At 74.3% G+C, this 19,516-nt stretch carries 20 protein-coding genes; 14 read left to right on the top strand and 6 right to left on the bottom strand.

Annotated features, from left to right (window positions below):
* Positions 1-21: 21 nt before the first annotated feature.
* Complete coding sequence (gene nucS / locus AC0I8G_RS09515; RefSeq protein ID WP_471729692.1) at positions 22-717, bottom strand: endonuclease NucS; 696 nt, start codon at positions 715-717, stop codon at positions 22-24.
* Between the two features lie 216 nt (positions 718-933).
* On the opposite strand from nucS, the gene AC0I8G_RS09510 reads away from it, so the two are divergent.
* From AC0I8G_RS09510 to AC0I8G_RS09500, 3 genes are read left to right on the top strand one after another with little or no spacing between them, the layout of a single operon-like run.
* On the top strand, positions 934-1,236 hold the full coding sequence (locus AC0I8G_RS09510) for a hypothetical protein (protein ID WP_380161470.1): 303 nt from the start codon (positions 934-936) through the stop codon (positions 1,234-1,236).
* 23 nt (positions 1,237-1,259) lie between these two features.
* A complete protein-coding gene (locus tag AC0I8G_RS09505; protein WP_471729691.1) occupies positions 1,260-2,321 on the top strand; it encodes a threonine aldolase family protein in 1,062 nt (353 codons plus the stop codon).
* Complete coding sequence (locus tag AC0I8G_RS09500) at positions 2,314-3,021, top strand: alpha/beta hydrolase (protein WP_471729690.1); 708 nt, start codon at positions 2,314-2,316, stop codon at positions 3,019-3,021. The genes AC0I8G_RS09505 and AC0I8G_RS09500 overlap by 8 nt, the downstream gene beginning before the upstream one ends.
* On the opposite strand, the gene AC0I8G_RS09495 is transcribed toward AC0I8G_RS09500, so the two are convergent.
* Entirely contained in the window at positions 3,015-4,091 is a 1,077-nt protein-coding gene (locus AC0I8G_RS09495) for a hypothetical protein (protein ID WP_471729689.1), read from the bottom strand. The genes AC0I8G_RS09500 and AC0I8G_RS09495 overlap by 7 nt on opposite strands.
* A 95-nt stretch (positions 4,092-4,186) precedes the next feature.
* Between AC0I8G_RS09495 and AC0I8G_RS09490 the strand changes: the two genes are divergently transcribed.
* Positions 4,187-4,528, top strand: a complete 342-nt coding sequence (locus AC0I8G_RS09490; protein ID WP_380161474.1) for a thiamine-binding protein — start codon at positions 4,187-4,189, stop codon at positions 4,526-4,528.
* Between the two features lie 20 nt (positions 4,529-4,548).
* Here the strand turns inward: AC0I8G_RS09490 and AC0I8G_RS09485 are convergent, their stop codons facing one another.
* Entirely contained in the window at positions 4,549-5,001 is a 453-nt protein-coding gene (locus AC0I8G_RS09485) for a DoxX family protein (RefSeq protein ID WP_471729688.1), read from the bottom strand.
* Positions 5,002-5,276: 275 nt separating this feature from the next.
* Here AC0I8G_RS09485 and AC0I8G_RS09480 point away from each other — a divergent pair, with 275 nt between their 5' ends.
* From AC0I8G_RS09480 to AC0I8G_RS09470, 3 genes are read left to right on the top strand one after another with little or no spacing between them, the layout of a single operon-like run.
* Positions 5,277-5,927 (top strand): hypothetical protein, encoded by a 651-nt coding sequence (locus AC0I8G_RS09480; RefSeq protein WP_471729687.1) that lies wholly within the window; start codon positions 5,277-5,279, stop codon positions 5,925-5,927.
* Entirely contained in the window at positions 5,924-6,922 is a 999-nt protein-coding gene (locus AC0I8G_RS09475; RefSeq protein WP_471729686.1) for a DUF8094 domain-containing protein, read from the top strand. The genes AC0I8G_RS09480 and AC0I8G_RS09475 overlap by 4 nt, the downstream gene beginning before the upstream one ends.
* A gap of 38 nt (positions 6,923-6,960) precedes the next feature.
* Complete coding sequence (locus tag AC0I8G_RS09470; protein WP_380259952.1) at positions 6,961-7,923, top strand: co-chaperone YbbN; 963 nt, start codon at positions 6,961-6,963, stop codon at positions 7,921-7,923.
* Here AC0I8G_RS09470 and AC0I8G_RS09465 read toward each other — a convergent pair.
* Positions 7,920-9,611, bottom strand: coding sequence for an ABC-F family ATP-binding cassette domain-containing protein (locus tag AC0I8G_RS09465; protein WP_471729685.1), 1,692 nt, complete (start codon positions 9,609-9,611; stop codon positions 7,920-7,922). The genes AC0I8G_RS09470 and AC0I8G_RS09465 overlap by 4 nt on opposite strands.
* Before the next feature lie 209 nt (positions 9,612-9,820).
* On the opposite strand from AC0I8G_RS09465, the gene AC0I8G_RS09460 reads away from it, so the two are divergent.
* Together AC0I8G_RS09460 and AC0I8G_RS09455 are read left to right on the top strand one after the other, a co-directional pair.
* Positions 9,821-11,224, top strand: a complete 1,404-nt coding sequence (locus AC0I8G_RS09460; RefSeq protein WP_471729684.1) for a serine hydrolase domain-containing protein — start codon at positions 9,821-9,823, stop codon at positions 11,222-11,224.
* A 15-nt stretch (positions 11,225-11,239) separates the two neighbouring features.
* Positions 11,240-12,679 (top strand): aromatic amino acid ammonia-lyase, encoded by a 1,440-nt coding sequence (locus AC0I8G_RS09455; RefSeq protein WP_471729683.1) that lies wholly within the window; start codon positions 11,240-11,242, stop codon positions 12,677-12,679.
* 49 nt (positions 12,680-12,728) lie between these two features.
* Here the strand turns inward: AC0I8G_RS09455 and AC0I8G_RS09450 are convergent, their stop codons facing one another.
* Positions 12,729-13,730, bottom strand: coding sequence for a LacI family DNA-binding transcriptional regulator (locus AC0I8G_RS09450; RefSeq protein WP_471729682.1), 1,002 nt, complete (start codon positions 13,728-13,730; stop codon positions 12,729-12,731).
* A 142-nt stretch (positions 13,731-13,872) separates the two neighbouring features.
* Here AC0I8G_RS09450 and AC0I8G_RS09445 point away from each other — a divergent pair, with 142 nt between their 5' ends.
* From AC0I8G_RS09445 to AC0I8G_RS09435, 3 genes are read left to right on the top strand one after another with little or no spacing between them, the layout of a single operon-like run.
* The gene (locus AC0I8G_RS09445) at positions 13,873-14,784 is read left to right on the top strand and encodes an amidohydrolase family protein (protein ID WP_471729681.1); all 912 of its coding nucleotides are present in this window, start codon (positions 13,873-13,875) and stop codon (positions 14,782-14,784) included.
* A 2-nt stretch (positions 14,785-14,786) separates the two neighbouring features.
* Positions 14,787-15,329 (top strand): cysteine dioxygenase, encoded by a 543-nt coding sequence (locus AC0I8G_RS09440; RefSeq protein WP_471729764.1) that lies wholly within the window; start codon positions 14,787-14,789, stop codon positions 15,327-15,329.
* A gap of 9 nt (positions 15,330-15,338) precedes the next feature.
* Complete coding sequence (locus tag AC0I8G_RS09435; RefSeq protein WP_471729680.1) at positions 15,339-16,172, top strand: MBL fold metallo-hydrolase; 834 nt, start codon at positions 15,339-15,341, stop codon at positions 16,170-16,172.
* Positions 16,173-16,181: 9 nt separating this feature from the next.
* Here AC0I8G_RS09435 and AC0I8G_RS09430 read toward each other — a convergent pair whose 3' ends face one another.
* Complete coding sequence (locus AC0I8G_RS09430) at positions 16,182-17,675, bottom strand: aromatic amino acid lyase (protein WP_471729679.1); 1,494 nt, start codon at positions 17,673-17,675, stop codon at positions 16,182-16,184.
* Positions 17,676-17,881: 206 nt separating this feature from the next.
* On the opposite strand from AC0I8G_RS09430, the gene AC0I8G_RS09425 reads away from it, so the two are divergent.
* Positions 17,882-18,862: an ABC transporter ATP-binding protein gene (locus AC0I8G_RS09425; protein WP_471729678.1), complete on the top strand. Its 981-nt coding sequence runs from the start codon at positions 17,882-17,884 to the stop codon at positions 18,860-18,862.
* A complete protein-coding gene (locus AC0I8G_RS09420; protein WP_328292214.1) occupies positions 18,859-19,515 on the top strand; it encodes an ABC transporter permease in 657 nt (218 codons plus the stop codon). Before AC0I8G_RS09425 ends, AC0I8G_RS09420 begins: the two co-directional genes overlap by 4 nt.
* Position 19,516 lies beyond the last annotated feature (1 nt).

The raw sequence follows: 19,516 nt of genomic DNA, 5'->3' as shown, positions 1-19,516 counted from the left end.
CCTGCGCCCGCAGGAAGCCGCTCAGAACAGCCGCGAGTCCACGTCGTCGATGCCGCGCAAGGCGTCGTAGTCCAGGACCACGCACCGGATGCCGCGGTCGCTCGCCAGGGTGCGGGCCTGCGGCTTGATCTCCTGCGCCGCGAAGACCCCGGTCACCGGGGCGAGCAACGGGTCGCGGTTCATGAGCTCGAGGTAGCGGGTGAGCTGCTCGACGCCGTCGATCTCGCCGCGACGCTTGATCTCGATCGCCACCGCGGTCCCGGCGCCGTCGCGGGCCAGGATGTCGACGGGACCGATGGCGGTCATGTACTCGCGCCGGACGAGGCGGTAGCCGTCGCCGAGCGTCGTGATGTGCTCGGCGAGCAGCTTCTGCAGGTGGGCCTCGACCCCGTCCTTGACCAGGCCGGGGTCCACCCCGAGCTCGTGCTCGCTGTCGTGCAGCACCTCGTGGATCGACACGATCAGGCGGTCGTCGGTCTTGGCGTGCTGGACCGTCCACGTCTGCGTGACGCCGATCTCGCGGGCGTCCTCCTCCGGCACGGAGAAGGTCAGCCTGGCCGGAGGGCTCATCCAGTTCAGGGGTTTGTAGGAGCCCCCGTCGGAGTGGACGAGGACGCTGCCGTCCGCCTTCACGAGCAGGAGCCTCGTGGCCAGGGGCAGGTGGGCGGTGAGCCGGCCCGCGTAGTCGACGGAGCACCGGGCGATGACGAGACGCACGAGGAGCGAGCTTACGAGACGCGGTGGCCCCCGCCCGACGGGTCGCTGCTCCCGCCGGCGACCCGTCGCGGGCGTGGGTGTAACGAATCGGGGCGCTCGCGCGACTACCCGTCGAACCGAGCGTGGCCACGGTGGTGTGGAGGGGACACCACCGCGGCAGCGCCCGGTCCGCAGCGAGGAGGCTCACCTCCGGGGGAGTCCGCGGGGTTTGAGACGATGTCGTCCGTGCCCCGCTCGAACCGCCGCCGGCCCGACCCGCCGCCGCGCACCCCGCTCGGCGCGGGAGTCGACCGCACCGTCTCGGGCAGCGACGGCGACTGGGTCGTGCGCGAGCTCCGCGGGACGTCCTCCACGAAGACCTACCGGTGTCCCGGCTGCACCCAGGAGATCCCGCCCGGGGTCCCGCACCTCGTGGTCTGGCCCTCCCGCGGCACGTTCAGCCCGGCCGACGGGGCCACCGAACGGCGGCACTGGCACCGCGCCTGCTTCGACGCCCGTGGACGCCGCGGCAGCTGGTGACGACCGCCGGGTACCGTGCCAGCGTGATCCCCCTCCACGACCCCGCCGTCCGTGGTTTCGCCAGCGACAACGCCGCCGGCATGCACCCGGAGGTCCTGGCCGCGCTGAGCAGCGCCAACGGTGGCCACGTCGTCAGCTACGGCGGTGACCCCTACACCCGCGCCCTGCAGGAGAGCCTGCGCGGCCACTTCGGCCCCGACGTCGTGAGCGCCGTCGTCCTCACGGGCACGGGTGCCAACGTGACGGCCCTGCAGGCCCTCACCCAGCGCTGGGAGTCCGTCCTCAGCTCCGACCAGGCCCACGTCCTGCACGACGAGGCCGGTGGTCTCGAGCACGTCGGTGGGACCAAGGTCATCGCCCTGCCGACCCGCGACGGTCTCGTGGACCCCGCCGACGTCGAACGTGCCGTCAGCGCGGCCGACAGCCTCATGCGCGCGCCCGTCGGCGCCCTGACGTTGACGCAGAGCACCGAACTGGGCACGGCCTACTCGCTGGAGCACCTCAGCGACCTCGTGGCCGTCGCGCACCGGCTCGGGGTCAGGGTCCACGTCGACGGCGCCCGGCTCTCCAACGCGGCCGTCTCCCTCGGGGTCGGTCTGGGCGAGACGACCACCGCCCTCGGGGTCGACGCGGTGTCGCTGGGCGGGACGAAGAACGGCGGGGGTTTCGCCGAGGTCGTCGTCGTCCGCGACCCCGCGACCGCGCCCGGCCTCGCGCGGCTGGTGAAACCCAGCATGCAGCAGTCCTCCAAGACCCGGTTCGTCTCGGCGCAGCTGCTCGCGCTGTTCGGCACCGACCTCTGGCAGCGCACCGCCGCGACGGCCAACGCCGCCGCCGCCCGGCTGGCCGCGGCCGTCACCACGACGGGGGTCGTGCTGACCCGCCCGGTGCAGGCCAACGCCGTCTTCGCGGAACTCCCGGCCGCCGTCGCCGCCCGCGCCGCGGCGCGGGTCCCCTTCCACGTCTGGGACCCGGAGTACTCCGAGAAGGGCGTCGAGGTGCGCCTCGTCGCGAGCTTCGACACCACCGACGGCGACGTCGAGAACTTCGCCGCGGTCCTCACCGAAGAACTCGCGCGTGACTGAGATCCGTTCCGAGACGGTCCTCCCCGCGCGTCGCGAGGACGTCGAGCTGCACACCGCCGACGGACTCACCCTCGTCGGCGAACTCGCGCTGCCGCTGGACCGCGAACCCGTCGCGACCCTGGTGACCCTGCACCCGCTACCCACCGCGGGGGGCTTCATGGACAGCCACGTGCTGAAGAAGGCGTCCTACCGGTTGCCCGCGCTGGCCGACCTCGCCGTGCTGCGCTTCAACACCCGCGGCACCACCAGCCCGCGGGGGACGAGCGAGGGGCGCTTCGACGCGGGCGACGGCGAGCGGTTCGACGTCGCGGCGGCGCTGGAGTTCGCGGAGTTCCGCGACCTGCCGCACGTGTGGCTGCTGGGCTGGTCCTTCGGGACGGACCTGGCCCTCGTCCACGGCCGTGACCCGCTCGTCGAGGGGTTGATCCTGCTGTCCCCGCCGTTGCGCTGGTCCACGCCGGGCGACCTCGAGGCCTGGGCGGAGTTCGGCCGGCCGGTCACGGCGCTCGTCCCGGAGTTCGACGACTTCCTGCGCCCCGACCAGGCGCGGGAGCGGTTCGCGCCGCTGCGGCAGGCCGAGATCGTCCCCGTCGAGGGGGCGAAGCACCTGTGGGTGGGGGAGAACTCGGTCCGCCGCGTGCTGGACGAGGTGGTCGCGCGGGTCAACCCCGCGCGCTCACCCCTGCCCACCGACTACTGAGCCGGCGCCTCGACCTCGCGCACGTCGACGGCGCGGACGTCGGTCTTGGGGCCCAGGCCCAGCAGACCCCGCAGGTCGTCGAGCTGATCGGTGATCTGGTCGCGCTGTTGCATGAGCTCGTCGACCTGCATCTGCGCGCTGGTGCGGCTCTGCTCGGCGTGCTCGCGGGCGGAGTCCACCATGTGCTGGGCCCGTGAACGCGCGTCGGCCAGCAGTTCGTCGGACTCCCGGCGTGCCGTCTCGGCCCGCAGGGCGGCCTGGGCGATCGCGTCGGCGCGGATCGACTCGGCCGCCTCGACGGCTTCGTGCGCCCGTTCCTCGGCCTCGACGGCGCGCTGCTCGGCTTCGGCGATGCGGGCCGCGGTGCGCGCGGCGGCGACCTCGAGGCGCATCCGGTCCTCCTCGGCGGCCTGTTCGCGGGCTGCGGCCAGGGCCAGTTCCTGCTCGCGCACGGCGGCGTCGGTCGAGGAGCGCAGCTCGATGACCTCCCGCTCGACCTGCGCGCGCAGCGCGGCGACCTGGCGTTCCGTGGCGGCGAGCGCCTCGGCGGCCTCGTGCTGGGCGCTCGCGGTGACCTGGTCGGCCGTGCGGTGCGCCGAGGCGGTGAGTTCGGCGGCGGTGCGCTGGGCGGCCTCGACCATGCCGTCGGCCTGGTGCTTGGCCCGGGACACGATCTCCTCGGCGTCCCGGCTGGCCTCGCCGGTGCGGCGACGTGCGTCCTCGTCGGCCTGGTTGCGCGTCGAGGACGCCTCGGCCCGGGCCTCTTCGCGCAGCCGGTCGGCGTCGCGGCGGGCCGAGCGCAGGATCTCCGAGGACTGGTCCTCGGCGAGGCGCAGCAGCTTCTCCATCCGGGAGCCGAGGCCCGCGTAGGAGGGCTTCTCGTGCTCGCGGATCTCCTTGAGGGCGTCGGCGAGCTGTTCCTCGGCCGAGCGGAGCTCGTGGTCGCGCTGGGCGACCCGGGCTCGGGCTTCGGCGAGGGAGTCGTCGAGGTGCTGCAGGCGTGCGTCGACCTGACTGCGGTCGTAACCGCGGACGACGATGCTGAACGCCTCGTGGGAGTCGGTGGACACCGTGGGGACCTCCGGCCGGATCGGAAAGGACGTCCGCAGCGTAACGGCGGGACGTCCCGCTGCGGGCGGGACACGGCGGGTCTAGGTTGCCCAGGGTGATCGTCGCCTTCTCCGTCGCCCCGTCCGGTGGTCCCGCCCCGCTGGGAGGTGAACCGGACTCCGTGAGCGCGGCCGTGGCCGACGCCGTGCTCGTCGTGCGCAACTCCGGTCTGCCGCACCGCACCGACTCGATGTTCACGAGCATCGAGGGGGACTGGGACGAGTGCATGGACGTCGTGCGCCGCGCCTGCGAGGCCGTCGGCAAGCACGGTCCCCGGGTCTCGCTGGTGCTCAAGGCCGACATCCGTCCCGGCCACACGGGGGAGATGACGGGCAAGCTCGACCGCCTCGAGGCGGCCGTCGAACGGGCCGAGGGGGAGGCCGGCCGCGGCCAGTGACCGCGGCCGGCCCGTGATCCTCAGCGGCGGCGGAACACCGCTGCGTCGAGGCTGAACCGGCCCGCGCCGGTGAAGACGAACACCAGGCCGAGGGCGGCGAAGAGCAACGCGTTCTCGCCGTTCACCTGACCGTCGACGAGGAAGCCCTGCGGGGCGTGCGCGAGCACCCAGACCCCCACCATCTGCACGAGCAGCAGGGTGCCCGCGGCGCGGGTGAGCAGGCCGAGGACCAGCAGCGAGCCGAGACCGACCTCGCCCAGGATCATCAGCCAGCCCGCGACGTCGGGTGCGGGGACGTCGAGCGAGGCGGCCATCCCGGTGGCCGTCCCGGGGTCCGACAGCTTCGGGACGCCGTGGACGAGGAGCAGCACTCCGGCGGCGAGCCGCAGGGCGAGCAGGCCGATCGAGACGGCGGCGGTGGTGCGCACGACCTGGGGACGGTCGGTGCGGGCGGCGGTGGACGTGGTGGTCATGGGTCGTTCCTCTGCGTCGGGAGGGAGTCGTTCGGGCTGAGTGGCTCAGTCACTGGTTCCGGCTCTTCGGGCGGGCACGAGGTCGTGGTGCACTCCCGTCACGACGCGGCGGGCCCCGGGGTTCACCGCGTCGGGAGTGGTCTGGACCACACCGCGTCGGCGGCGGCCGGGGTCGCTCGCGGGAACGGAGCACGCGTGCCCGACCCGTAGGGTGGCGCAGGCCCCCACCCTCGACTCCTCGACCCGATCCGCCCCGCCACGACGAAGGACCCGACGTGAGACGCCTGCTCGCCTGGCTCCTGCTCGCCCTGGGACTCGCCTGCGGTGTCGCCGGGGCCCTGGCCCTGACCGTGTTCGCCCCGGCCGACCGGATCGACGTCACCCGGACCGGCGACGATCCGGGCGTGGCCGTCGTCAGCGCTCCCGGCGTGCTCGACCTCAGCGGCTCCGAGGTGCGGCTCGGCGCCTCCGGCGGGAAGGAGGTCTTCCTCGCCGTCGCCCGCGCCGACGACGTGACCGCCTGGCTCGCCGACGCCGCCCACACCGAGGTGACGGGGGTCGGGGGTGACCTCGGCGACCCGGTGGCCGTGGCCGCCACGTCGGGCACCGGCGCGGCAGCCGACCCCCGCTCCGCCGACATCTGGCTGGCGAGCGCGAGCGGCGCCGACTCCGCGCAGCTCACCTGGTCCACCGCGGCCGACCGTGACTACGCCGACGCCGGGGGAGTCGTCGTGTTCGCCGCGACGGACGGCACCTCCGCTGCCCCGCAGCGGGTCTCGTTCAGCTGGGCGGCCGAGGGCCGGGCCGCCGAGAACCCCGCGGGAGTGCCCCTGGTCGTCGCGGGGTGCGTCCTCGTGCTGCTCGGCGCGATCGGGGCGCTGCTCCGTCCCCGCACCACCCGACCCGGAGCCCGGAGGCGCGCGTGAGGACCCGAGTTCGACGCCCCCTCCGCCTGTCGGTGGCGCTGTCCGTGGGGCTGCTCACCGGCTGCGCCCAGCTGCCCGTCGTGACCGCGCCGGCCGGCAGCGACCGGGAGCCCCTCGTCGTGCAGCCGGTGCAGGCCAACCGGATCGTCGAGGCCGCCGGCACCGTCCTGGCAGCGGCCGCCGACCCCGCGACGGTCGACCTCACCGCGCTCGCCACCCGCGTCAGCGGCCCGGAACTGGACCTCCGCACCGCCGCGCACACCATCGCCGTCGCCGGTGCCACGCCGCCGCCGAGCGGAGGGGCGGACGAGTTCAGCGCCCTCACCTCGATCCTGCCGCGCCAGGAGGCCTTTCCCCGCTGGTTCGCCACCGTCACCGACGCCGGCGCCGACCAGTCCCCCTCGCTCGTCGTCTTCCGCTCGCCCTCCGCGCGCGAGCCCTACACGGTGTGGGCGACGCCGTCGCTGCTCCCGGGGGCCTCGCTGCCGACGCTGGCCGCACCCGCCGGCGGCGTGGCCGCCGTCGCCGCCGGCGAGACGACGAACCTGCCGCTCAGCCCGCAGGCCGCGGCCGAGCACTACGCCGACGTCCTCACCCACGGTGGGGAGAGCCGGTACGCCCCCGAGTTCGCCGACGACGCCTACCGCGGCGAGGTGGCGAACGCGGCGCAGACCGAGTCCGCGGCCCTCGACGCCGCCGGCGGCAGCTTCACCCAGGAACGTTCCGTCCTGCCCGACGGGGTCCTCGGGGTGCGCACCCGCGACGGCGGCGCCCTCGTCGTCGCCGCGTTCTCCTGGTCCACCACGTCGGCGGGCCCCGCCGACGGACGCAGCGGGACGCTGGAACCGGCGCTCGCCGCCCTGGCCGGGACGAAGGACGCGCTGAGCGCCACGGTCGTGCACCGGGAGGTCGTCGTCCTGAGACTCCCACCGGGACAGGGACAGGCGCTCGCCCTGGCCGCCGAGAGCGGTCCCGTGTCGGTCACCGTCCAGTGACTTCGGCCCGGTGAGGGCCTCGTGAGAAGGTGACCGGCATGACTCAGCAGCCGACTCCTCCCGGCGCCCAGCTCAACCTGCGCGGAGCGGTGGACCTCGGTGCCCTGGCCGCTCGCAACACCCGTCGCGAGGAGGTCGCCCGGCGTGCCGCCGCCGACCCCGACGCCGTGGCCCCCCGGTCCTCCTTCGTCGTGGACGTGACCGAGGAGACCTTCACCGACGTCGTGCAGCGCTCCGTCGAGGTCCCCGTGCTCCTCGACCTGTGGGCCGAGGGCTACGACCAGGGCTCGGAGGCCCTGCAGACCCTGGTCGAGGAGTACGCCGGGGCGTTCCTCCTCGGCCGCATCGACGCCCAGGCCGAACCCCAGCTGGCGCAGTCCCTGGTGCAGTCGTTGCAGGCCAAGGCGATCCCGCTCGTCGCGGCCATCGTCAAGGGCCAGCCGATCCCGCTGTTCACCGGGTCCTACCCCAGCGCGGAGGAGATCCGCCCGGTGCTGGAGGAGGTCCTGCGCGTCGCCGAGGCGAACGGGGTGACCGGCCGTCTCGAGGGCGACGTCGAGGTGGCCGAGGAGCCCGCCGCCCCGCCGCTGCCGCCCCTGCACGCGGAGGCGCTCGCCGCCGTCGACGCGGGCGACTACGACGCCGCGGCCGCCGCGTGGCAGAAGGCGCTCGCGAACGACCCGCGCGACACCGCGGCGACCGAGGGCCTGGCCCGGGTCGGCGTGCTGCGCCGGGTCCACGGGGTCGACCTCGCCTCCGCCCGCGCCGGGGCCGCCGCGGCCCCCGACGACGTCGCCGCGCAGCTGGTCGTGGCCGACCTCGACCTCGTCGGCGGCCACGTCGAGGACGCCTTCGACCGCCTGCTCGGGATCGTCCAGCGGACCGTCGGCGAGGAACGCGACCTCGCCCGCACCCACCTCGTGGAGCTCTTCGCCGTCGTCGGCCCCACCGATCCCCGCGTCGTCAAGGCGCGCCAGGCGCTCACCCGCGCCCTCTTCTAGTCCGCCAGGCAGTCCCGGTTCGCCAGGCCGTTCCGCACCCGCGTCTCCACGGCGTCGGCCACCGCCGGCGCCGTGAGCGTGGAGGTGTCGAGGACCCGACCGCGGAACGTCGCGCGGAAGCGCCGGTCGTGGCTGACCACGACCACCGCGCCGGCGAAGGCGTCGATCGCGGCCTCGAGCTCCTCGACCAGTTGCGGGGCGAGGTGGTTGGTCGGTTCGTCGAGCAGCAGGACGTCGTGGCGGTCGGCCAGCAGGCGCGCCAGGTCGAGGCGGCGGCGGCCCCCGGTCGACAGCTTCCCGACCGCGACCCCGAGGCGTTCCCGGTCGAAGAGCCCCATGCCCAGGAGTCGGCGTGCGTTGTCCTCGGGAGTCCCCGGACGGCCCGTCGCGAACGTCGCGAGCACCGAACGATCCAGGTCCGCGTTCGTGGGGTCCTGACGGAGCAACCCGATCCGGCCCCGCCGTCGCACCGACCCCGTCGCCGGCTCCAGCACCCCGGCGAGGACGTCGAGCAGGGTCGACTTCCCGCTCCCGTTCGGACCGGTGATCAGCAACCGGTCGCTCCGTCCGAGGTGCACGTCGACGCTCGCCAGCCGTCCGGGGACGGAGACCCCCTCGGCGTGCAGCGACCCGCGGGTCGACGCGGACCCGGGCGGGGCGGTGAACCGCAGCGGGTCGGGTGGTCGGGGGACCTCGTCCTCGTGCAACCGCCGCAGCTTCTCGGCGTTGGACCGGACCCGCGACGCCAGTGCCTCCTGCACCCGCCCACCCTTGAAGTCGTACTGCATCTTGTCGTTGTCCTTGCGGTCCCGCTGGTGGTTCACGGTGCGCGCCACCGCGTCCCCGGTGCTGCCGAGCCGTTCGACCTCGGTCTCCCACTCGGCCCGGGCCGCTTCCCAGCGTCGCCGCTCGGCGGCCTTCGCGACGAGGAAGTCGCCGTAGCCGCCGGGGTAGCGCTTCGCCCCGGTCTCGTGGTGCGGGTCGACCTCGACGAGTTCGCGCGCGACGGCATCGAGGAACTCCCGGTCGTGGCTGACGACGACCGTGGTTCCCCACCGGGAGCGGAGGTGGTCCTCCAGCCAGTGGGCGGCGTCGTCGTCGAGGTGGTTGGTCGGCTCGTCCAGCAGCAGGACCTCCGGCGCCGCGGCCAGCAGCGCGGCCAGGTGCAGCCGGGACCGTTGCCCGCCCGACAACGTGGCGAGTTCGCGGGACCGGTCGAGGAACGGCAGGCCCAGGCCGGCCAGCGACTGCTCCACCCGGACGTCGGCGTCGTAGCCGCCGCGGAGTTCGAAGGCCGTCTGGACCTCGCCGTACTCGGTGAGGACCTCGTCGAGGTCACCGCCCGCGGCCATCCGTCCCTCGAGGTCGACCATCCGACGCTGCAGGGTGCGCAGGTCGGCGAGGGCCGCGTCGAGCACCTGCCCGACGCTCGTGCGCGAGGGGGCGCCGGCGTCCTGCGGCAGGTGGCCGATGCCGCCCTCCGCGGTCGCGACGACCCGGCCGGAGTCGGCGGGTTCGGCACCGGCGAGGACGCGCAGCAGGGTGGACTTGCCGCAGCCGTTCTCGCCGATCACCCCGGTGACCCGACCGGGGGAGAAGGCGAGGGTGAGGGAGTCGAGCACGACGACGTGGTCGTAGCTCTTGGTGACCTCGCGCAGGGCGAGGGAGGTCGTGGTGACGAGAGGCACGGGGGCTCCAGGGACGTACGCCGAAGGAGGACCCGCGCGACGGCAGCGGGTCCGGGGGATCGGGCACGTCAGACGAGCACCGCAGAGGCTCCTCGGGTCGGCAGCAGGACGAGGTCGATGCTGCTCCCGCCCGGCCGACGGTCGCAACCTCTTTTTCAGGGGTCCGGGGGCGATCGGGGAGGTGCGGGGCCGAGTCGTAGAGTCGCCCCGTGAGCACCGAGGCCACCACCGTCCGCCCCTCCGAGGGTCCCTCCGCAGGTTCCACGTTGCCGCGGACGTCGCCGTCCGCCCAGGGGGTCGACGCACGCGGCATCGCCGCCTTCGTCGACGCCCTCGAGAACACCCCCGGCGTCGAACCGCACAGCCTGCAGGTCCTGCGTCACGGCGCGGTCGTCGCGGAGGGGTGGTGGGCGCCCTACGCGCCGCAACGGCCGCACCTGCTGTACTCCCTCAGCAAGAGCTTCACCTCCACCGCCCTGGGTTTCGCCGTCGCCGAAGGGCTCGTGGACCTCGACGCCACGGTGCTCTCCTACTTCCCCGAGTTCGACGCCGAGGTCACCGACGACCGGGCCCGGCGGATCCTCGTCCGCCACGTCGCGAACATGGCCAGCGGCCACCGCGAGGAGACCCTCGAGCGGGCCCTGCAGCACCCCTCGGGCGACATCGTCCGCGGCTTCCTGCAGATTCGGCCCGACGAGGAACCGGGCACGCTGTTCTGCTACAACCAGCCCTGCACCTTCTCGGTGTCGGCCATCGTGCAGCGCCAGTCCGGCCAGGGGCTGCTGGAGTTCCTGCGCCCGCGGCTGCTCGAACCCCTCGGCATCGACCCCGCCGGTGTCGGCTGGTTGCTCGACGGGCAGGACCGCGAACTCGGGTTCTCGGGTTTCCACGCCCAGACCGAGGCGATCGCGAAGCTCGGCCAGCTCTACCTGCAGCGCGGGGTCTGGAACGGCGAACGGTTGCTGCCGGAGGCCTGGGTCGCCGAGGCGACGCGCTCGCACATCGACAACTCCTCCTTCAACACCAACCCCGACTGGGGGCAGGGGTACGGGTTCCAGTTCTGGATGGCCCGCCACGGCTACCGCGGGGACGGGGCCTACGGGCAGTTCTGCGTCGTGCTCCCCGAACAGGACGCCGTCGTGGCGGTCACCTCGCAGAGCCCGGACATGCAGGCCGTCCTCGACGCCCTCTGGGAGCACCTGCTGCCGGCCCTGGACGCCACGGAACTCCCCGGGGCCGACGTGGAAGACCAGCTGGTGCAACGGTTGTCGAACCTCGTGCTGCCCACTGCGGGCGGGACGCCGGCGACGGGAGAGTTCACCCCGGCCGCCGGGAACCAGCAGTCGACGCTGACCGGGGTCGTCGTCGCCGACGGCGAGGTCGTCCTGCACGACGCGGGATCGGAACTGCGGGCCGCGATCGGCGAGGGTGAGTGGGCCGTGACCGGGCCGCTGGCCGTGACGTCGACGCCGGACGGGATCGACGTGGTCTTCGTCGAGACCCCGCACCGGTTGCACCTGGGTCTCCACGGTTCGGAGTTCACCGCGACCTGGGAGACCGTCCCGCTGCACGCCTCCGCGCTCTCGATCCTGCGCAAACCCGTCCGTGACTGATCCGGTCCGTCGACGGTGATCCGGCTGCGCCGGGCCGGGGACCTCGACCGCGACGCCGTGCTGGCGATCGCGGCCGGGGCTCCCGTGGAACTCACCCCTGAACTCCGCGAGTCCCTGGTGTCCTCCCGGGCGGCCGTCCTGGCCGCGCTGGAGGGATCGGGGCCGGTCTACGGGGTGACCACCGGCATGGGCGCGATGGCCGGGATCACCCTGGACGCCCGGGCCCGGGCGAGGCACCAGGCGAACCTCGTCGTGGGCCGGGCCGTGGGGTCGGCGCCGTGGTTGCCGGAGCCTGCCGCGCGGGCGGTGCTGGCCGTCCGGTTGCGGACGTTCCTGCACCCCGAGGCCGGGGTCTCCCCGGAGTTGTGCGGGCGGTTGGTGGAGTTGCTGAACTCCGGGATCCACCCGCAGGTCCCGTGGCGCGGCAACGGGGCGGCGGGGGAGATCATCCCGCTCGCCCACGTCGGGGCCGTCGCGCTCGGGGGTTCGGGAACCCTCGACGGGCGCTCGTTGCCACCCTTCGCGTTCGGGACCAAGGAAGGGGTGGCGTTCCTCGAGGGCGTGCCCGTCGCCACCGCGCTCGCCGTCCTGCACGAGGCCGAGGCACAGACCCTGCTGGCCCAGGCGGAGCTCGTCCTCGCCGCCTCGAGCGAGGTCCTGCGCGCGAGCCACGACCCCGTGCGGGAGGGGGTCGCGCGCGGTGACGACGTCCTGGCCGGGGTGCTCGGGCGGTTGCGGTCGCGTCGGCCGGTCGGTGACGTCCACGGCCTGCAGGCCCCGCTGTCGGTCCGGGTCGGAGCGGCCGCCTGCGCGCTGGTGCACCGCCGCCGCGTCGCCCTGGGGGACGCCGTCGACCGGGCGCTGGACGGGGTGACCGACTCGCCCGCGTTCCTCGACGGCGCGTTCACCGGTACCGCCGGGTTCGCCGGGACCGACCTGGCCGCCGACTCCGACGCCCTCACGGCGGCCCTGGTCCACCTCGCGGACACCGGTGCCGCGCGCACCCACCGGATGCTCGACACCCGCCAGACCGGCCTCCCCCCGCAGCTCTCACCGCAACCGGGGGTCGAGGCGGGGCTCGTCGCCGTCCACAAGCGGGCGGTCGGGGTCGTGCACCGGCTGCGGCGCTTCGCCCTCCCCGCGGCGCTGGGGTCGGTCGAGACGTCGCTGGGGCAGGAGGACGTGCAGAGCTTCGCGCTGGAGTCCGCGGAGTGCCTGGCCGAGGGCCTCGCCGGGGTGCGCGAGGTGCTGGCCGTGGAACTGCTCGCCGTGCACCGCGCCCGGTTGCTGCGCGGGGGCCTGCCGGGCCTGTCGGGCGAGGTCGTGGCCGCCCTCGACGAGGTCGCCGCCGCGCTGGGTGAGGACGTGCGCGACCGCCCCTACGGACGCGACCTCGACCGGCTCACCGAGCTGCTGGGCCACGGCTGGGGAACCGCCACCGCCGGCGCGCGGTGACCTCGCGCCGGGACCCTCTCCGCCCGTCCGGACACCGTCGGGCCGGACGTCAGGCGCGCAGCGCCGCCGTCGAGGCGCGCACGACCAGCTCGGGCCGGAACGTCACGGGCTCGGGCACCTCGCCGTCCCCCTCGAGGGCCAGCAGTTGCTCCACCGCCGCGGCGACGATGGCGTCTTCGTCCCACGCCATCGTCGTCAGGCCGGGGGCGACGAGGCCGGCGAGCTGGTGGTCGTCGAACCCGACGACGGAGAGGTCGTCGGGGATCCGCAGCCCGAGGTCGCTCGCCGCGCGGTAGACGCCGAAGGCCAGGGAGTCGGAGAGGCAGAACACCGCGGTCGGGCGGTCCGGGACGGACAGGAGCAGCGCGGCGGTCCCGGCGGCCTGTGCGGGCGATGCCGCGGCGGGGACGACGAGCAGGTCGAGGCCGAGGTCCCCGGCGACCTCCACGGCCAGCAGTTCCGAGGGACGTCCCGGCGTGGAGGGCAGCGACGGGGTCAGCAGGGCGATCCGTCGGTGACCGAGCGCCCGCAGGTGGTCCATCGCCGTGGTCACGCCGAAGCGGTTGTCGAAGAGGACCGCTCCGCTGGCGGGGCGGCCGGGGAGCGCGTCGCCGATCGACACCACGGCCGTCGAGGGCGGCAGCAGCGACCAGTAGTCGGCGGAGGGGTCCACGGGGGAGACGAGGGCCCCGTCGACGCGCTGGGCCGCGAACCGTTGCACCACACGACGTTCCGCCGCGGGGTCGGCGTCGGCGTCGGCGATCGTGGCGTCCCGGTCGGCGGTGCGCAGGGCCCGGGTCAGCATCACCGAGAGGTCCTGCTGCCACAGGTCGCGCAGGGAACCGCTCACGCCGATCGTCCCGGTGCGCCCGCTCGCGAGCGCCCGGGCGATGGGGTCGACGTGGTAGCCGAGCTCGACGGCGAGGGTCTGGACCCTGGCGATGGTCGCGGCGGAACCGCGGGTCCCGCGCAGGGCGTAGGAGGTGGCGGCGAGGGAGAGTCCGGCCGCGTCGGCGACGTCCTGCAGAGTGCGGCGCGCTTCCTTCGGCACGGAGTGGACAGTAGTCGTGCCCGGCCGCGCCGCACGGCGAGCTCGCCCCCGGGGCAGGGACCCGACTTGACGAACGCTTGAGTGAAGCGCTTCACTCGTCGATGGGAGTGAAGCGCTTCACGGAACGAACCGAGGAGGGGCCGTGCGCACCGACTGCCACCAGCACCTGTGGCCCGCACGACTGCTCGACGCCCTCCGCGAACGCACCACCCCGCCCTTCCTCGACGGCTGGACCCTGCACCTGCCGGGGGAGCCGCCCTGCCCGATCGACCCCGCCGCCCACGACGTGGCGACGCGCGCGGCCGCCGAGACCGCCGACGGCACCGGACGGGCGCTGGTCTCGCTGTCCTCCCCGCTCGGTCTCGAGCACCTGCCGGGGGAGGACGCCGACCCGCTCCTCGCGGCCTGGAACGACGGTGCGCTGGAGCTGCCCGACCCGTTCCGGGTCTGGGCCGCCGCGGGGGTCACCGACCTCGACCCCGGCTCGCTGGCCAAGACCCTGCGCCAGGACCGCGTCGTCGGGCTGCAGCTGCCCGCGACGGCGTTCGCCGACCCGCGGGCCGTCGCGCGGCTGGAACCCCTGCTGGCCGAGTGCGAACTGGCCGACAAGCCCGTCCTGATCCACCCGGGTCCCGCCCCGGTCTGCGACACCAGCGACCTCCCCGCCTGGTGGCCGGCGCTCGTGCCCTACGTGCAGCAGCTGCACGCGTCCTGGCTGGCGTGGCACGTCGGGGGCCGGGAGCGACACCCGACCCTGCGGATCGCGTTCGTCGCGCTCGCCGGACTCGCTGCGCTGCACCACGAACGTCTCGCCGCCCGGGGTGGCGCGCTGGGCCGCCTGGACCCCCTCGTGCACTACGAGACGAGTTCCTACGGACCGCGCGCGATCGACGCCCTCGTCCGCGTCGTCGGGGTCGACCCGTTGGTGCTCGGGACCGACCGGCCCTACGCCCAACCGTTCGACGCCACCGACCTCCCGGGTTTCGGCGCGGCCTTCGCCCACGCCCTGACCCGTTCCAACCCCGCCCACCTCCTCGAAGGGACACCCCGGTGACCATCGCCCTCGAAACCCCGACCGCCCACGAAACCCCGACCGCCCCCGGCTCCACCGGTCTGCCCGCCGCACCGGGGCGCACCCTCTCCCCCCGCGAGCTCAAGGACTGGGTCGAGCGGGCCGCGGCCACCCCGCAGGCCTGGGAGCACCTCGTCCGCCACGACACCGGTGGCCGCCACTTCGTCTCCCTCTACCGCGACGGTGACGTCGACGTCTGGCTGCTGTGCTGGAACACCGTCGACGACACCGGCTGGCACGACCACGACACCTCCTCCGGGGCCGTGGCCGTGACCCGCGGTGCCGTCGTCGAGGCCAACCCGCGGATGGGTGGCGAGCCCTTCGTGCGCACCGTCGAGGCCGGCCGTTCGTTCGCCTTCGGCCCCGACCACATCCACCGCATGTCCGGTGCCGTCGACGGTTCCGTCTCGATCCACGCCTACTCGCCGCCGTTGTGGCGGATGGGTCAGTACTCGATCAGCCCCTCGGGTGTGATGCGCCGGATGTCGGTCAGCTACGCCGACGAGCTGCGCCCCCTCGACGCCTAGCCTGCTCCCGTGCCCGCACTGGACCTCGACGTCGTCTGGAACTCCGGAGCCTCCGGTGTCCCCGAACCGCCCGTCCAGGTCCACCGGGCCCGGGCGGACACGGTCGTCCTGCGCCAGAGCATCGCCACCCACTTCGAGGCGCCGTTCCTGTACCTGCTGTTCGGGTCGCGACGGGCGCTCCTGCTCGACACCGGGGCCGTCTCGGACCCGGCCGGATTCCCGGTGCGCGAGACCGTCGACGGGTTGGTCGCGGAGTGGCTCACCGAGCACCCGCACCCCGGCTACGGACTCGTCGTGGCCCACACCCACGCCCACGGCGACCACGTCGCCGGTGACGCGCAGTTCCGCGACCGGCCGGCGACGCTCGTCGTCGGCCACGACGTCGCCGCCGTGCACGCGTTCTTCGGCATCGAGCCCAGCGCCGACGGGACGTGGGGAACCGGTCGCCTCGACCTGGGTGGACGCGACCTCGGGGTGCTCCCGATCCCGGGCCACCACCCGACGTCGATCGCCGTGCACGACCCCGCCACCCGCACGGTCCTCACCGGCGACACGTTCTACCCGGGCCGCCTCTACGTCGACGACTTCCCGGCGTTCTCCCGGTCGCTGGCGCGGCTGCAGCGCCTCGTCCGCGACGCCGGGGTCGAGCACCTGCTCGGAGCCCACGTCGAGATGTCCGACGTCGCCGGCGTGGACCACCCCCGCGGCTCGACCCGCCACGACGGCGAGGCCCCGCTGCCGATGACCCCCGCCCAGCTCGACGCCGTGGTGGCCGCCGCCGCGAGCACCGGCGGGGCGCCCGGACGCCACGTCTTCGACGACGTCGCCATCTGGATCGACTAACTGGACCGATCAGCTCGGCGGCACCCGCACCAGCAGCGCCAGGTCGGCGACCCGCGCCACGACGGCCTCCACGTCCGGCCCGATCGGCATGTCGCGGGAGTCGTGCTCCAGGAACTCGTCGAACACCGCGAACAGCGCCGAGGCGCCGGGGGACAACCGGTCCGGTGCGGCCCGCAACGCCCGGACCGCCGCGAGCGCTTCGATCGCCAGCACCACGGGAGCCAGCTCCGCGGTCTGGCGCAACGCCCGCGCGCCCTGGGTCGCGAAGCTCGCGTGCTCCTCCAGCCCCAGGGAGATGCTGACCGTCCCCGACGTCGAGGGCGCCGTCGCCGGGCGCAGCTCGGCCAGCACGTCCTGCACCACGTACTCGCCGATCATCAACCCCGACGACCCGCGCGGGCCCGCCGCGAGGAACGCCCGCAGGCCGGTGTGCTCGGGACGCAGCAGCAGCGCGAGCCGCGCGGCGGACAGCGTCAGCACCCCGAAGGTGGTGGCGCGCAACGTGTCCAGGGCCGTCGCCAGCGACGCGGCGTGGAACTGGCCGTGGTGGAACACCCCGTGCGGGGAGACGAGCGGGTTCTCCCCGGGCGTCGAGGCCTCCAGCAGCAGCACGTCCTCGAGGGCCTGCGCCGCCGTGAACGCGGGCGCGAGGACCTGCGGCGCGGTGCGCAACGCGAACGGGTCCTGCAACCGCACCGGCTCGGGCCCGTCGGCGACCAGCGCGGACAACGTCGCCGCCACCCCCCGCTGACCGGGGTGCGCGCGGGCCGCGTGGACGGGGGAGGCCCACGCCTCCGGGTTCCCGCGCAGCGCGAGGAACGACAGCGCCGAGATCCCCACCCCCGCCGCCAGCAGCTGGCGCAACCGGGCCAGCGCCAGCGACGCCGTGGCCAGGGTCAGGGCGTGCGAGGAGATGAGCGGCAGCGCGTCGGCCGCCCCCAGCGCGACGGGCGCGACCCCGCCGCGGGCCCACGGCCGCTCGCCGACCAGGGTCAGCCCCAGCTCGGCCAGCGACGCGAGGTCGGAGGTCCCGATCCCGCCGAAGCGGTGCATCGTCGGCAGCGCGTCGGACTCGACCGCGTCGGCCAGGGCCCCCAGGACCGGCGGGCTGATGCCCGCCCCGAGCTGGGCGTGCGCCCCGGCCAGCAGCTGGTTCAACCGGATCAGCAGCGCGGCGCGCGTCGTCGCCTCGTCCTCCACCGGACCCAGCGAGGCCGCGTGCGAACGGAGCAACCGCAACCCGTGCGCCCGCGGGTGCTCGGCCTGCTCCTCCTCGACCTCGACGTCCTTGTTGGCGCCCACGCCCGTCGTCGCCCCGTAGACGGCTCCGCGCTCACGGGCCGCGCCCATCGCCTCGTGCAACGCCTCCAACCGAGCGAGCACGACCCGGTCCACGACCGGCCGCGCGCGGCCCGACGCCAGGTCGGCGAGGTCCTCCAGCGGCAGCGCGTGCCCCGCCACCGGGACCCCGCGAGTCGCGGGCGGGACGGCCTCGTGCTCCACTCTTCCTCCGCGGCCGGTTCGATCAGGTGCAGGTTGCGATCAGGTGCAGGTTGCGATCAGGTGCAGGTTGCGATCAGGTAAAGCCTGGTCGTGCCTGGCCGTGCCTGGTTGACCCGACCACGACCACCGCCAACCATGTACCAGCCCGAGACCACAGCACCGCAGGCGCGCCCCGTGGGCTCGTCGGTTCAACCCAGGAGCCGCCCGTGATCACGTTCGAGGCCGTCCGCAAGCAGTTCCCCGACGGGACGGTGGCGGTCGAACAGCTCGACCTCGAACTGCCCACGGGCCAGATCACGGTCTTCGTGGGCCCCTCCGGATGTGGCAAGACGACGTCCCTGCGCATGATCAACCGGATGATCGAGCCGACCGGTGGGCGCATCACCATCGACGGCGACGACGTCCGCAGCAAGGACCCCGCGGCCCTACGCCGCGGCATCGGCTACGTCATCCAGCACGCGGGCCTCTTCCCCCACAAGACCGTCCTCGACAACGTCATGACGGTCCCCAAGCTCGTCGGCCGCGGCAAGCAGCGTCAGGTCGCCCTCGAGCTGCTCGAACGCGTCGGCCTGCCGACGGCCTTCGCCGACCGCTACCCGGCCCAGCTCTCCGGCGGCCAGCAGCAGCGCGTCGGCGTCGCCCGGGCGCTCGCGGCCGACCCGCCCGTCATGCTCATGGACGAACCGTTCTCCGCCGTCGACCCCATCGTGCGCGGTCAGCTCCAGGAGGAGTTCCTCCGGCTGCAGGGCGAGCTCGGCAAGACCATCGCCATCGTCACCCACGACATCGACGAGGCCATCACGCTGGGGGACCGCATCGCCGTCTTCCGCGAGGGCGGCCACCTCGCCCAGGTCGGGTCCCCCCGGGACCTGCTGACGAAACCGGCCGACGACTTCGTCCGCCACTTCGTCGGCCGTGACCGCGGCTACCGCGGGCTCTCCTTCGAGGGCCTGCAGGACCTCCCCGTGCGGCCCGTCACCGACGAGACCTTCACCACCCTCGCCCTGGACGAGGCCGGGCGCCCCGTGGGGGTCGACGGCTTCCGCGCCGGCGACTCGCTGCGCACCGTCATCGACCTGACCCTGACCTCCCCGCACGGGATCGCCGTCCAGGTCGACGACGAGGGCCGCGCGACGGGGTTCGTGCACCACCACGACGTCGTCGACCTGCTGGAGAAGCGCCGGTGAGCTCGATCCTCGACTACCTCCGCGACAACTCCGGGATCGTCCTCGACGCCCTCGGCCAGCACGTGCTGCTCGCCGTCATCCCGCTCGTCGTCGGGGTGGTCGTGGCGCTGCCCATCGGCTACCTCGGGGTGCGGTTCGGCTGGCTCTACCACCCGATCCTCAACATCTCCGGCGTCGTCTACGCGATCCCGTCGCTGGCCATCTTCGTCACCCTGCCCTACGTGCTCGGGACGAAGATCCTCTCCCCGGTGAACATCGTGGTGGCGCTCGCGATCTACACGGTGGCGCTGATGTCGCGGACCGTCGCCGACGGTCTGCGCTCCGTCGACCCGGCGCTGACGGAGGCCGCGACGGCCATGGGCTACAAGCGGACCCGTCGCCTCCTCGAGGTCGAGCTCCCGCTGGCGGCGCCCGTCATCCTCGCCGGGGTCCGGGTCGCGGCGGTCTCGAACATCTCCCTCGTCAGCGTCGGGGCCCTGCTGGGGATCGGTGGCCTCGGGGCCCTGTTCACCCGCGGGTTCCAGCTCTTCTACACCGCACCGATCGTGGTCGGGATCGTGCTCTCGATCCTGCTCGCCGCGATCGCCGACGTGGTGATCGTGCTGTTCCAGCGGGCCGTCACCCCGTGGACCCGAGCCGGGGCGGGGGCCTGAC

This window comes from Kineococcus sp. AC630 (assembly GCF_979255925.1).
The sequence above is the reverse complement of the archived record's forward strand: the minus strand, read 5'-3'. Positions and strand labels throughout refer to the sequence as shown.